The organism is Pseudoalteromonas sp. P1-26, from assembly GCF_001401795.1.
Classification (GTDB): Bacteria; Pseudomonadota; Gammaproteobacteria; order Enterobacterales; family Alteromonadaceae; genus Pseudoalteromonas.
This window is the reverse complement of sequence record NZ_LKDX01000001.1, coordinates 57697-71784: the sequence shown is the minus strand read 5'-3', so window position 1 is coordinate 71784 and position 14088 is coordinate 57697. Positions and strand designations below refer to the sequence as shown.

8 protein-coding genes are annotated in these 14088 nt (G+C 42.5%); 6 read left to right on the top strand and 2 right to left on the bottom strand.

Annotation, left to right across the window (positions count from 1 at the left end; all coding sequences use genetic code 11):
• The first annotated feature begins 25 nt into the window (after positions 1 to 25).
• Positions 26 to 2578 (top strand): M14 metallopeptidase family protein, encoded by a 2553-nt coding sequence (locus tag AN394_RS00345; RefSeq protein WP_055020526.1) that lies wholly within the window; start codon positions 26 to 28, stop codon positions 2576 to 2578.
• A gap of 6 nt (positions 2579 to 2584) precedes the next feature.
• Here AN394_RS00345 and AN394_RS00340 read toward each other — a convergent pair whose 3' ends face one another.
• Positions 2585 to 3301 (bottom strand): ComF family protein, encoded by a 717-nt coding sequence (locus AN394_RS00340; RefSeq protein ID WP_055020525.1) that lies wholly within the window; start codon positions 3299 to 3301, stop codon positions 2585 to 2587.
• Positions 3302 to 3359: 58 nt separating this feature from the next.
• On the opposite strand from AN394_RS00340, the gene bioH reads away from it, so the two are divergent.
• The 5 genes from bioH to AN394_RS00315 all read left to right on the top strand — a co-directional run bounded on the left by bioH (position 3360) and on the right by AN394_RS00315 (position 11629).
• Positions 3360 to 4097: a pimeloyl-ACP methyl ester esterase BioH gene (gene bioH, locus AN394_RS00335; RefSeq protein ID WP_055020634.1), complete on the top strand. Its 738-nt coding sequence runs from the start codon at positions 3360 to 3362 to the stop codon at positions 4095 to 4097.
• A 101-nt stretch (positions 4098 to 4198) separates the two neighbouring features.
• The gene (locus tag AN394_RS00330; protein WP_054554434.1) at positions 4199 to 4507 is read left to right on the top strand and encodes a hypothetical protein; all 309 of its coding nucleotides are present in this window, start codon (positions 4199 to 4201) and stop codon (positions 4505 to 4507) included.
• A 5-nt stretch (positions 4508 to 4512) separates the two neighbouring features.
• Positions 4513 to 5379 carry a putative metalloprotease CJM1_0395 family protein gene (locus AN394_RS00325; protein WP_055020524.1) on the top strand — a complete coding sequence of 289 codons (867 nt, stop codon included), beginning with the start codon at positions 4513 to 4515 and terminating at the stop codon, positions 5377 to 5379.
• Between the two features lie 208 nt (positions 5380 to 5587).
• Positions 5588 to 6319 (top strand): outer membrane beta-barrel protein, encoded by a 732-nt coding sequence (locus AN394_RS00320; RefSeq protein WP_055020523.1) that lies wholly within the window; start codon positions 5588 to 5590, stop codon positions 6317 to 6319.
• Positions 6320 to 6628: 309 nt separating this feature from the next.
• The gene (locus AN394_RS00315; protein WP_235576227.1) at positions 6629 to 11629 is read left to right on the top strand and encodes a S8 family serine peptidase; all 5001 of its coding nucleotides are present in this window, start codon (positions 6629 to 6631) and stop codon (positions 11627 to 11629) included.
• Between the two features lie 123 nt (positions 11630 to 11752).
• On the opposite strand, the gene AN394_RS00310 is transcribed toward AN394_RS00315, so the two are convergent.
• Entirely contained in the window at positions 11753 to 14068 is a 2316-nt protein-coding gene (locus AN394_RS00310; RefSeq protein ID WP_055020521.1) for a Tex family protein, read from the bottom strand.
• Positions 14069 to 14088 lie beyond the last annotated feature (20 nt).

Sequence of the window (14088 nt, the reverse complement as noted above, 5' to 3'; positions counted from 1 at the left end):
CATCAAATAATTACGGGTGCTATCTATGCGTTTCATAATAACAATATTAACCATGCTAGTGAGCGTCAGCGCATTAGCAAAACCTCTTTCTTATTACTTTGAACAAGATGTGAAATTTGACCCAAGTATTCCGACTCCTGAGCAGGTGTTAGGCTACGAGGTGGGTGAGTGGCATGTACGTCACGATCAACTTGTGCAATATATGCAAGTTCTTGCTGAAAAAAGTGACCGAATGAATTTTAAAGTAATCGGTCGCACTCATGAACAGCGTCCACTGGTGATGCTAACGGTTACAGCGTCCGACAAACTTGGCCAAGTTGAGCAAATCCGCAAGGCGCATTTGGCTCGCCTAAATGGTGAAGCGAGTGACTCAAGCAAACAGCCTGCGGTTGTTTGGATGGGTTACAGTGTTCACGGTAATGAATCATCAGGAAGCAACGCATCGCTTCTCGTTGCGTATTACCTTGCAGCCGCACAGGGCCCAGAAATCGATGCCTTACTTAACAACACGGTTATTTTACTAGACCCATCATTAAACCCAGATGGCTTAGCACGTTTTGCTAATTGGGCAAACAGCAACCGTGGCATGAAGTTGTCATCAGATCCACAAACTCGCGAGCATATCGAAAGTTGGCCAAGTAGCCGTACTAACCATTACTTGTTTGATTTAAACCGTGACTGGTTGTTACTGCAACACCCTGAATCACGTGCACGTATTGCACAGTTTCACCAATGGAAGCCGAATATCCTAACTGACTTCCATGAGATGGGCCCAAACAGCACTTACTTTTTCCAACCAGGGATCCCAACTCGTAAGCACCCAATCACGCCAGAAGAAAATGTCACGCTGACTAAAGCAATTGCAAACTATCATGCAAAGACACTTGATGAGCACAATGCACTTTACTTCACTGAAGAAAGCTTTGATGACTTTTACTATGGGAAAGGCTCAACTTACCCAGACGTAAATGGCGGTGTAGGCATCTTATTTGAACAAGCGAGCTCGCGTGGTCACTTACAAGAAACTATTAACGGCCCGTTAAGCTTCCCGTTTACGATTAAAAATCAGTTATTAACTAGCTTATCGACGTTCCAAGCGGCGATTGATAACCGTACAGACTTACTTGATTATCAAGCAAAATTTTACAACAAAGCAGTTGATCTTGCTGATGATGAAGACTTTAAAGGGTATGTTGTCAAAGGCGGCGCTGATCAAAGTCGCATGCAATACTTCCTTGATTTACTTAGACAACATCAAATCAATGCGTACATGTTAGAAGAGCCGCTAAAAGTAAACGGTCAAAGCTTTTCTGAGCAGAGCTATTATGTACCATTAGCACAGCCACAATTTCGTTTAATTAAAGCGATTTTCAGTGAGCAACAGCGTTTTGTTGATAATACGTTTTATGATGTGTCTGGCTGGACACTTGCTCATGCCTTTAATTTAGAATTTGCAAAGGTAAGCAGCAACTGGGGCTTAAATGTGGCAAAAATGCCTTGGCAGCAAAGTGTTAAGTCAAGCTTTGCAGCATTACCGCAAAGCTATGCCTATGCATTTAAATGGGATGATTACCTAGCGCCAAAAATGCTTAATAGCTTGCTTGAACAAGGTGTGAAAGCACGCGTGGCATTAAGCCCACTTACAGCAAAAACGCCATCAGGTGAAATAGCTTTTGAACCAGGTAGTATTCTTGTTCCTGCTGGTCTGCAAACTGATAGCAACTGGGTTAGTTATTTAAACCAAGCACAGAATGAGTTTGGCATTGAAATTACGCCAATTAGTTCGGGCTTAACGGTTAAAGGTGCTGATTTAGGTTCTCGTGCAATGGCGGTTGTGAAAGCGCCTAAAGTATTACTCGTGGGTGGTCAAGGAACTAGCCAGTATGAGCTTGGTGAAGTGTGGTATTACTTAGATCGTTTTGTTGGCACCGCGCCAAGCATTATCGAAATGGAGCGCTTAGGTAACATCGACCTTGAGAACTACAGCCATATTATTTTAGCGCACGGAAATTTTAATCGCCTTGATGATGCGACTAAAGTGGCTATTAAGTCGTGGGTTCGTAAAGGCGGTGTTATTTGGGGTCACAAAGGTGGTGCTAAGTTCTTAGCTGATCAGCAGCTACTAAAAGCAAACTACTTATCTCGTCGCGATGTAGCCAGTGCCTTTGATACAACAGGACTTACTTATGCTGATAAAGATGACTTAGCTGGTCGTCAGCGTATTGCCGGTGCAATTTTTAATACCTCTGTGGATTTATCTCATCCACTTACGTATTCGCTGAACCGTAATACATTACCAGTATTTAAGAATAGCACTTGGCTACTTGAGAAATCAGACTCACCTTTTGTTAATGTGCTTACTTACACAGATAAGCCGCTTTTAGCTGGCTTTACTGATGACGTAAATGTAGAGCAAGTAGCGGGCGCGGCAGGCCTCATTGCGCATTCATATGGTAAAGGCAGTGTGATAGGCATGACAGATAACCCAGTATTCCGTGGTTACTGGTACGGCACGAGTCGATTACTAAGCAATGCCTTATTTTTTGGTAATGCCTTTCATGCCTCTGGTGATAAATAATCACACTTAATCATAATGCAGGTTGCCTAACCCTGTTAGACAAGTGAGCATAGCCCATACCTGCTTTGCCCCTGCATTTTTTATGGCTTCTGTCGCAGCATTTATGGTTGCGCCAGAGGTCATCACATCATCAATAATTGCCACGGTTTTTCCTGTTAAATCTTGCTGACAAAAAAACGCATTTTGTAGATTTTTAACTCTTTTCGCTTTACTTAACTGTGATTGCGCTTTGGTTGCTTTTTGCTTGTAAAGAGCCGTGCTAACAGTACATTGTTGGTTTTTCAAAACAGGCAGCCAAGTTTGGCTTACCTGATTAAAGCCGCGTGCCAAAAAGCGCTGATTATGCAGAGGCAGCACAATAAAAAGATCGGGCCAATTTGTATTAACTTGACGAGCTAATTGCAGCTGTTTCTCTACTACTTGTTGTAGTGCCACACGAAAATATTGCTGGTCATTAAATTTCAATTGCTTGAGCCAAAGCTTAAAAGGCGCTTGATACCAAGCACAGGCAATTAAATGATCAAAATTACTATCAGGAAATGCATCACATATATCTGGTCGGTGTAACAAATTTGGATGGCGTGTAAGGTCAAATAAATTAAGGTCATCTAAACAATACTGACACAAAGCTTGATCAGCCTGTATGTGATTTTGGCAGCTAATGCAAAAGTTGGGGAATAGTGCGTCTAGCCCTAGTTTTAAGGCATGAGGTAAGTGAGACATTGCATTCATTCCTTTAAACGCTATTATGAGCGCTAAGTGTGGTTGGGAAATACAAAATATGCAAAATGAGATGGTGCTATTACATGGCTGGGGAATGAACCAAGGGGTTTGGCAAGTGATCAAACCTGAGCTTGAGTTTTTTCATGATGGTGAAGTCCGTTGTCTCGATTTACCTGGCTTTGGTAACGCGCAGTCAATCCCTACACCTTACACTTTGCACGCTGCAGCTGAGCAACTAAGTACACAGCTAAATGAAAAGTCTATTCTTGTTGGCTGGTCGTTGGGCGGGCTTTTTGCCTTGTATATTGCAGCACATTGGCCTGACAAAGTCGCAAAGGTTGTGTTGGTTGCCTCAACGCCTTTTTTTGCGCAAACCGACGAATGGCCGGGTATTAAACCTGACGTATTGAACGCATTTAAAGATCAGCTAGTTAGTCACAGAGAAAAAACGATAGAACGGTTTTTGGCGATACAAGCAATGGGCAGTGAATCAGCTCGAGATGACATTAAGCAACTTAAAGCACTTTTAAACCAATACCCTGCGCCTCAAGAGCAAGCTTTAAGTGCGGGCTTAGACATTTTACAGCAGGATGATTTACGGGAACTATTCGCTAACCTTAGCGTACCTGTGCGTGGTATTTTCGGTCGCTTAGATTCATTAGTACCTTATCGCGCGATTGAAAAAATGCATGCCTTACACCCTCAGTTTGAATATGAAGTTTTAGATAAGGCCTCACACGCGCCTTTTATTTCACATAAAGCGTCATTTATATCAGCACTGAAATCAATGTGTTAAGCAAAACTCGCTGAGAGGCCAGAAAAATAGCGGGATTTAGCTTTATTTTGCTCGTTTTATGAGCGATACTTAACGGGTAGATCTTACTGTTGGAGGGTGTTATGCCAATCAGTTCTGTTTTTAATAATGCGGTAGAAGGTTATAACCGTGCAAGCCAAGGTATCGAAAAGGCGAGCGCTGAGATTAGCCGTGCCTCAATTGATCAGCAAGATGATGCCCAATTAGCTCAACAACGCCAATTACAAGCGGCAACTCCAAATGAAGCTGTAACTCCGCCAGTTTCACAACCTGCCCCAATTGATGAGTCGCTCGTTAATTTAAAAGTTGAAGAGTTTAATGCAAAAGCCAATATCAACACGATTCAGACTGCTGATGAAGTGCTCGGTACATTAATAGATATTAAAGTTTAGTACTTATGAATATCGTCACTCCGTTTCCTTCGATTAATATCAACACAGCGAATGTGCACACCGAAAGTGCTCGCCGTGATAATCAGTTACGTGAAGTGATCCCGCCTCCTGCTGCTACCAAGCCGAGTAACGCAGAAAATAAAACCCTGAATGATGGCGACAAAACCAAGCAGCCAGGTTCTGAAGCTGGTACGTATGATGCTAAAGGTCGTCTAGCTGAAGACAAAGTGATTGAAGAACGTCAGCAAGGTGGTGAGCAGGGTGAGCCTGAACAATCAGAGCAAGAACAGCAAGAAGCTAAACAAGAGCAGCAAAAAGAGCAAAAGGTTGCAGAGCAAGAGCAACAAGACACTGAGCAAATTAAAGAGCTAAAAGCCCGCGATACCGAAGTGCGTATTCATGAACAAGCGCATGCAACCGTAGGGGGGCAATATGCTGGCTCACCAAGTTATGAGTATCAACGCGGCCCTGATGGTACAAACTATGCCGTGGGCGGTGAGGTGCAAATTGACGTTGCTGAAATCAAAGGCGACCCAAAAGCTACAATTGAAAAAATGCAAACGGTGCGTGCAGCTGCGCTTGCACCTCAAGAGCCTTCAAGTGCTGATCGCTCAATTGCTGCCGATGCCACACAAAAGCTTATGGCAGCGCAAGCTGAGCTTGCCAGTCAATCAGTTGATGACGATGCTGACTCAGGCAAATCGACCTTCAAAATAAACAGTGAGTATGCCGAAGATAGCGCTACTCAAACCAGCGAAACTAAAACAGCCAAGCGTGATGTAGAAGTAGACGAGCGTGCCGCACGTATTGCTAATTTTTATCAAGCGGCTACCTCGCCCACGAACCAAAACCAGTTCTCTGCCTTTATTTAACTAATATCAATTAACAGTATCAGTTAATCACTTTGTGGTTAAAACTTGTCGCTAACGAAGTTTAAATACTACATAACTACTCACTTAATTTATTAATGACTCTAACAGTTTCTTACATTTAGACTACAAAAACGAATGTTGTTTCCATTGCGGGTCCTTGCTCGCTTTGGTAGATTGTCCACGATTTATAATTAGGATGATTTAACAAATGAAATACACTCTTCTTGCTTGCGCATTATCACTTGCTTCTACCGCTGTCATGGCAGAAAACACCTCACTTCTAAGCTATGACTTTGTTGAAGCCGGATATAAAAAGACAGAAATTGATGACTTCGATGAGCTATCTCCTAAAGGTTATGGCTTTAATTTCAGTAAGCAGTTTGCTGAGAATTGGTATGTTACAGGTCATTATTCAATTTTAAATGATGATGTGACTGCAACGAATGAATTCAATGGCTCAGGTGTTTACGATAGCAATGATAATTATTTAGGTGATACTGTCATAGCTTATACTTTCGATTATGATGTTGACATGACCCGATACGAAATTGGTTTAGGTTATATTTATTCGCTATCCGATCGCACTAAAGTTGATTTTTCAGCAAAGATTGGCCAGTTAAAGATAGAAACTGACCTTAATGTTAAAGAAGTTGTATCATACCAAGATCAAGTTTTTAATAGCTTTTCAGAGAATCACTCAAATTCAGAAACCGCAGATATTTTGTCTGCTAACGCGCAAATCAGACATCTATTAACTGATTCATTTGAGATCAACGCTGGCGTTGGCTACGAGCGTTTGCACGACGAAGAGAGCGAAAATAATGCTGTATTTCATGTGGGGGCAAACTATGCCTTTACACCAGCTTGGCTGATAAGCGCAAGCTATCGTGATGCAAATGATTACTCAGACCTTGCACTTTCGGTTCGTTATAACTTCTAATTTTTTAGCAGCTAGGGATGCCTTTCTCTAGCTGTTTTCACTACTCACTTTGTTTCTGTAATCGTATTTTGTACAAAACGCTACATTTTGTATAAATATCCTTCAATGCGTTTATTTTTACCGCTCTGGTGTTTGTTTAATGTTAATTTTGTATCTCAAGTGTGTACAGGCGGGTTTGACCATGTAAATCCCCCTCTGTATATGTTTGCCTGCTAAATAATTTAGTGTGTCAGCTCAAGCAATTTATGAGCTGTTTAGAATTAAATCAGTGGGAATCATATGCAACCTTGCAATAAGAAAATCGCACACTTGAAAAAAAGTTCAGTAGCCGTACTTACAGCCTTGTATGTCGGCGCTACAGGCTATGCTGCGGCAGAGCCGGGCTTTAACAAAGTGTCTGATAAAGGCTTTTATCAGCCAACATTTACAGCTGAAGATATCGCGAATTATCAACAAGAAAAACAAATCGAAGATCATCCAAGCTTACTCAAAGGAAGTGCTCAACGCTTAAACCAGCACTATCAAAGTCAGCAGCCAGAACATGTTTTTCAACCTCAAGATGGGGTGACAGGCATTCAAACATACATTGTACAAATGCATGATGAACCTGTAGCAAGTTATCAAGGTAATATTCAAGGCTTCAGCGCTACAGCTATTACTGAATCTCGCTCTTTAATGGTTAAAGAGCGTATTGATACAGCGTCGCAAAGTGTACGCGCGTATCAAGGTTTTTTAAAGCAACGTCAAACAGCAGTATTAAGTAAGGCGCGTGCAATAGGTGCCAATATTGCGATTAAAAAGCAATTTACTCTTGCAAATAACGCGGTAGTGGTCGAAATGACACAAGCTGATGCAGAGCTACTTGCGACACAATCAGGCGTAAAGCGTATTACTCCTAACCGCATTTTTGAATTACGCACAGACCGTGGTCCTGAGTTTATTGGTGCTGATCAATTATGGCAGGGTGCAACACCGGCTTCATCGGTAGGTGTTAAAGGTGAAGGTATGGTCGTAGGTATTATTGATACAGGTATCAATACAGACCATCCAGCATTTGCTAGCGACGAAGAGTACAGTGAGAAAAATCCACTAGGTGCAGGTAACTTTGTAGGTGACTGTGAGGAAGAACCTGAGCTATGTAATGACAAGCTAATCGGTGTTCGCTCATACCCAGAAATCACTGCAATGAATGCTGATTATCAATTTGCACGTGCAGATCGCCGCCCTGAAAATGGTGAAGACTATAATGGTCATGGCTCTCACACAGCAAGCACTACGGCGGGTAATTACATCGAAAACACACCGCTTCAAGCTGCAACAGGTGAGACAGTAAGTGATGGTGAAAACTTACCATTTACGTTTGAAAGTACCAGTGGTGTGGCACCTCGTGCGCATATCATTTCGTACCAAGTTTGTTATGCAGGCCGTTCTGGCGATCTTTACTCAGGCTGTCCTGAATCAGCAATTTTATCTGCATTTGAAGATGCGATTGAAGATGGTGTCGATGCAATCAACTTCTCAATTGGTGGTAGCGAAAGCTTCCCATGGGAAGATCCAATGGAAATGGCTTTCTTAAGTGCACGCGAAGCGGGCATTTCAGTGGCAGCTGCAGCGGGTAACTCGGGTCCTTATTATATTTCAGCGGATCATACATCACCGTGGGTAACCACTGTTGGTGCATCAACTCATGACCGCGTGATGGATTTAGGTGTTAAAACCATAAATAACTTCCAAGGTACTCGCACGCCTTATGCTGGTGAGTATACAGGTAAGAGTTTCTCTGGCGGTATTACTGGCGAAGTTGTTCTTGCTGAAAAATACGACGATCCTAATGAAAGTGATGGTTACGATGCAGCAAGCTGTAACGCACCTTTCCCTGCTGGCACGTTTACAGCAGACCAAATTGTAATCTGTTTACGTGGTGACATTGCGCGTGTTGATAAAGCAAAGAACGTGGCAGCTGGTGGAGCGGGCGGCTTTATTCTACAAAACATTAGTTCTGCAGAGAGCCTTGTTGCTGATAACTATGTGATCCCAGGTATTCACTTACCATCAAACGCACGCTATACAATTCGTAATTGGGTTAATGCTAACCCTGATGGCGCAGCTATTGCGACAATTGGCGAGCCAGAAAATAACTATTCATTTGATGAAGAAGCAGGTAATCAACTTGCTACCTTTAGTTCTATGGGACCAAGTTATTACATCAATAACCTTGTTCCAGACGTGACTGCACCAGGTGTTGATATTTATGCTGCGAATGCTGATGACCAACCATTTACAGCTTATCCAAGTGCTTCTGATTGGACTTTCATGAGCGGTACCTCAATGGCTACGCCACATGTTACGGGTGCAATGACGCTAATGATGCAAATGCACCCAGATTGGACGCCAGCAGAAATTCAATCAGCGCTAATGATGACGGCAAATAAAGTACGTATTTCTAACGGCGTTACTTTAATTGACCCATACTACAACTTCATGGCTGGTGGCGGTGCGATTGACGTAGCACAAGCTGCCAATGCGGGTCTTATCATGGATGAGACTATTGAAAACTATCATGATGCGAACCCGCGCAATGGTGGTTTAGTAGAGTGGCTTAACCTACCTTCGTTAGTTAACCAAGACTGCGAACTTGAATGTACGTGGATGCGTACAGTTAAGGCAACAAAAGATGGTACTTGGGATGCAACGGCTTATGGTTGGGCTGTTGAAGGTGAAGAAGAAAGCTCTGGTGTAGAAGTTAGCGTAACACCAAGTAATTTCACACTTCAAGCAGGTGAAACACAAGATGTGATGGTTACTATGAAGTTGCCAAATATCATCGAGTCGAAGCTTGATCCTGTTGAAGAAGGTGCGCCTTGGGACAATATCTTAAATAAAGATGCTTGGTTCAACGGTAAAGTGTTATTCAAGAACACTGATGGCGACTCACCTGATGCTCATTTCACATTAGTTGCGAAAAACGTCATTGATGAGCTACCAACCATGGTTGATATCGATATGGCACGTGCAAGTGCATCAGAATCAATCGTAGTTAATACCGATAGCTACAGTGAATTTACGCCGACTTATTATGGTCTAGTAAAACCAACGGAGATTACCGCAAATATCTTAGGTGTTTCACCTTATGTGACAAAAGACCGCGTTGAAAAAGCGTGGGATATCCAAGCGTTTGAAGTACCAGAAGGTACAAAACGCTTAATGGTTAAAGTTGCATCTACCGAGCAAACTACAGATTTAGCAGACCTTGTTGAACCTCGTTGGCAAATGAAAAAAGCACACTTGATAGTGGGTTATGATGCTAATGAAAGCGGCTCATTCATGGTTTCTGATGAAGAGATTGCGGAAGATTCTACTGCACTGATCAAAGCGCTAAATGAAGAGATGATTTGTTACTCTTCAAGCAGTGTTGAAGATAACTATTGTAATATTATTGACCCTAAGCCTGGTAAATACTGGTTTGCGACTGCAGCTCTAGCAGGTTCACGTGATGTTGGTTATCAAACAGTGACTCATTACGCCATTGTTAAAGAGCAAAATACCGGTGAATTCAGTGTATCAGCGCCACAGCAGCACAGCGGCAATGGTAACTATGAAATTGCTGTAAATTGGGATTTACCAGATGCGCAACCGAATGATGTTTATTATGGCGGCTTTGCATTAGGTAATGCAGAGGGGGCTGAAGGCACCCTTGGTTTTACATCGGTTAACTTAAAGCGTGATGCAGAAGCACTTACCCTAAATGTTGATCAAGACACTGCTCGCGCTATGGACTTAGTTAACGTTAATGTAAAACTTAAAGCTAACTATGAATCTAAGGCGCGTGACTATTCATTGTCATTAACGATTCCTGATGGCATGCAAGTTTGGCCTGAAACGCTAACTTCAAACAATGAAGAAGTTGCAGCTTCGTTAGTTGTAGAAGGCAACACGTTAACTATTCAAGGTACACAAGACGCAACGCGTAACGTACAACGTGATTATGTGGTAACTAACAACATCACTAATGAGATGTGTAAAACGCCAATGATTGATGAATTCTCGACAGGGGGATATATCGATTTATGGGGTGATTTCCGCATTCAACCTGAAGCTGCTTGGTATGAAGGTGGCTCAAATGTGTACTTTGATGTGCCAATTGATTGGTTATTCTATAAAGAAGGTGCGAAGTTTGAAATTTACAACCAAGTAAATAATAACGAAGTACGTTTACACCCAACAGGTGCAATGCAGTTCACACCTATTTGGTGGATGATGAGTGCACACCGCGGTCCAGGTTTCTTAGTTGAAGCATTGGCACCATTCTGGCGTGGTTCGTTTGAAATCGAAAATCTTCGCCATCCAACGGATCCAACAGGTCTAACGATTGCTTCTCAGTATAAAGAAGAGCGTCCTGACTTAGGTGATCTCGTATTCATGGAATTCGATAATGTGACTGATAAATACACAGGCGACACGTTTGACTATGAAGTGATTTTACGTAGTGGTATCGATGACCATGAAGGTATGTTCGAAGCTATTTTTGCTTACGATAACCTAGGCGCAGGTGTTGATGAAGGGACTATCTTTATTGAAGGTGGTGATAGTGTTTACTCTACAACTGCTGGCTTTAAAGACGGTGCATTAAGCAATGTGGTTGGTTATGACGACCTTGGCAAGATCTTACAAGATGACTTAGTGATCTGTTTTGATTATGTTGGCCCAGAGCAAAGTGAAGTTGAGTTTAACTTTACTGCTACGGTTATGCCTGATGCGAAAGGTTCTGTGCAAGATATCACCCTTGATTACCAACTAGGTAGCCAAGAAGGTGGTATGTTAATGCACTCAATCGGCGTACAAAGCAACCTGAAAATGAGCGACATCGCTGATATGACGGTAGCAGAAAATGGCCGTATCGATGGTGTTGACGTGATGGTTGTTGATGCAGACCAGTCGCCAAATGAATTAGTGGTAACCGGTGAGAACGTTACGGCTGAAGTTGACGGAATGTCGTTTAACTTAATCCCTGATGCACATTTCCATGGTGAAACAATGGTAACAGTCACAGTGCAAGACAAAGCTAACCCAGCAGACAAAGTAAGCAAAGAGTTCTTGCTTATGGTTGAGTCTGATGGTGTAGAGCTTGGTTGTACTGATGCTGCTGCGACTAACTATGATGCGACTGCGAATGAAGATGATGGTAGCTGTGAATTCGCTTCACAAGTAACACCAGAAACTGAAGCGGAAACTAAGAGTTCTTCAAGCGGCTCATTAGGTCACTTCATTGTGTTACTACTGCCATTACTTGCACTTCGTCGTCGTAAGTAATAGCGATAAAGGCTCAGTTTATTGAGCCTTTCATAGCAACGAGACTGATTAAGTTGCTATACAAATAAAAAACCGCGTAAGTTTACACTTACGCGGTCTTTTTCGACTTATGCCTACAGTCTATTATTTTTTCACTTTTGCATTGGCAAATGCATCTGCAAAGGCATTACCCATGGCAACATTGCCAAATTCGCGTTTTTGCTTAGGTGCACTTTTCGCTTTCGCAGCTGGCTTAGGTTTGCTAGCTGGTGCGGCTTTATTGCTGGTATCAACATCATCATCTAAACGCATGGTAAAGCTAATACGTTTACGAGCAGCATCTACTTCAACTACTTTTACTTTTACAATATCGCCAGCTTTAACCACTTCACGTGGATCAGAGATAAACTTGTTAGTAATCGCAGAAATATGCACTAAACCATCTTGGTGTACGCCCACATCAACGAAGGCACCAAAGTTAGCAACGTTAGACACTACACCTTCTAAAATCATACCTGGTTTTAGGTCGTTAATAGTTTCAACACCGGCTTTAAATTCAGCTGTTTTAAACTCAGGACGCGGGTCACGACCCGGTTTATCAAGTTCTTTGATAATGTCGGTAACAGTTGGTAAACCAAATTTTTCGTCTGTGTAGTCGTTTGCAACGAGCTTATTTAGGATGTCAGAGTTACCAATTAGGCTGTTTACATCTAAGCTGTTCTTCTCGCAGATACGCTTAACAACCGGGTAGGCTTCAGGGTGAACTGACGAGTTATCAAGAGGATCTGAGCCTGTGCTGATACGTAAGAAACCGGCAGCTTGCTCAAAGGCTTTAGGCCCTAAACGTTCAACTTTTTTCAGTTCAGAGCGTTTGCTGAATGAGCCATTCGCATCACGGTAGCTAACAATATTTTGTGCTAAGGTTTTGTTTAAGCCAGATACGCGGGTAAGTAGTGGCACCGACGCCATATTTAGGTCTACACCTACTGAGTTTACACAGTCTTCAACCACTGATGTTAGCGTTTGACCAAGTTGGCTTTGCGATACATCGTGCTGATATTGACCTACACCGATTGATTTAGGCTCAATTTTTACCAGCTCAGCAAGTGGATCTTGTAAGCGACGCGCAATAGACACAGCACCACGTAGTGAAACATCAAGGTTAGGGAATTCATTAGCGGCAAACTCAGATGCCGAATAAACAGAAGCGCCTGCTTCACTAACCATCACTTTATTAAGTTTAAGCTCAGTGTTGGCTTTAATCAGTTCAGCTACTAATTTGTCAGATTCACGTGAAGCCGTGCCATTACCAATAGCGATTAGCTCAACTTTATGCTGGCGGCATAATTGCTCAAGAGTACGAAGCGATTTGTCCCAATGATTTTGTGGTGCGTGCGGGAAAATCGTTTGTGTTGTTAACAGCTTGCCTGTGCTATCTACAACGGCAATTTTACAACCAGTACGTAAACCAGGATCCAGACCTAACGTGGTACGTGGGCCTGCAGGAGCGGCCATTAATAAATCTTTTAAGTTCTTAGCAAAAACGTCAATTGCGCCGGTTTCTGCTTTTTCGCGCATTGCACCTAAAAATTCATTCTCAAGGTGAAGGCTTAACTTAATTTTCCATGCCCATTGCACTACGCCCATTAACCAAGCGCTTGCAGCAGAATTGCTAACATCTAAGCGATAATGATCGGCAATCATTTGTGCGCACACTTGCGCCGGATTTTCTGCGCTAGGCTCTGGGTTGATACTAAGTTGTAATACGCCTTCATTGCGAGCACGTAGCATAGCAAGTGCACGGTGTGATGGTACTTTTTTAAGCGGTTCTTGATGCTCGAAGTAGTCGCGGTACTTTACACCTTCATTTTCTTGACCAGCAATTACAGTACTTTCAATCTGACCATGTTGTGCGATATGGCTACGGAATTTAGCTAGCAATTTTGCGTCTTCAGCAAAGCGTTCCATTAAGATAAATTTAGCACCATCTAGCACTGCTTTATTATCTGCAAAACCTGCATCAGCATTAATGTAATCACTTGCTTGTTGTTCTGGGTCGAGACTTGGGTTGTTAAATAGCGCATCGGCAAGCGGCTCAATGCCCGCTTCAATGGCAATTTGCCCTTTTGTACGACGTTTAGGTTTGAAAGGCAGATATAAATCTTCAAGCTCAGTTTTACTGTCAGCGTTATTAATATCAGCACTTAGTTCGGCTGTTAGCTTGCCTTGCTCTTCAATAGTATTAAGGATAAAGCTACGGCGTTCTTCTAATTCACGTAAATACGATAAGCGCTGTTCAAGTAAACGTAGTTGCGTGTCATCTAAGCCACCAGTTACTTCTTTACGATAACGGGCGATAAAAGGAACTGTGGCACCTTCATCAAGTAATTTGATTGCAGCAACAACCTGTGGTTGCTGGGCACTTAGCTCGGTTGCTAAGCGTGCAGAGATATTGCTCATGCATAAACCTTTTTAAAAAT

Excerpts from the sequence above, each read along its gene's own strand:
- AN394_RS00345 (WP_055020526.1), top strand. The coding sequence starts at position 26 with ATGCGTTTCATAATAACAATATTAACCATGCTAGTGAGCGTCAGCGCA.
- AN394_RS00340 (WP_055020525.1), bottom strand. The coding sequence starts at position 3,301 with ATGTCTCACTTACCTCATGCCTTAAAACTAGGGCTAGACGCACTATTC.
- bioH (WP_055020634.1), top strand. The coding sequence starts at position 3,360 with ATGCAAAATGAGATGGTGCTATTACATGGCTGGGGAATGAACCAAGGG.
- AN394_RS00330 (WP_054554434.1), top strand. The coding sequence starts at position 4,199 with ATGCCAATCAGTTCTGTTTTTAATAATGCGGTAGAAGGTTATAACCGT.
- AN394_RS00325 (WP_055020524.1), top strand. The coding sequence starts at position 4,513 with ATGAATATCGTCACTCCGTTTCCTTCGATTAATATCAACACAGCGAAT.
- AN394_RS00320 (WP_055020523.1), top strand. The coding sequence starts at position 5,588 with ATGAAATACACTCTTCTTGCTTGCGCATTATCACTTGCTTCTACCGCT.
- AN394_RS00310 (WP_055020521.1), bottom strand. The coding sequence starts at position 14,068 with ATGAGCAATATCTCTGCACGCTTAGCAACCGAGCTAAGTGCCCAGCAA.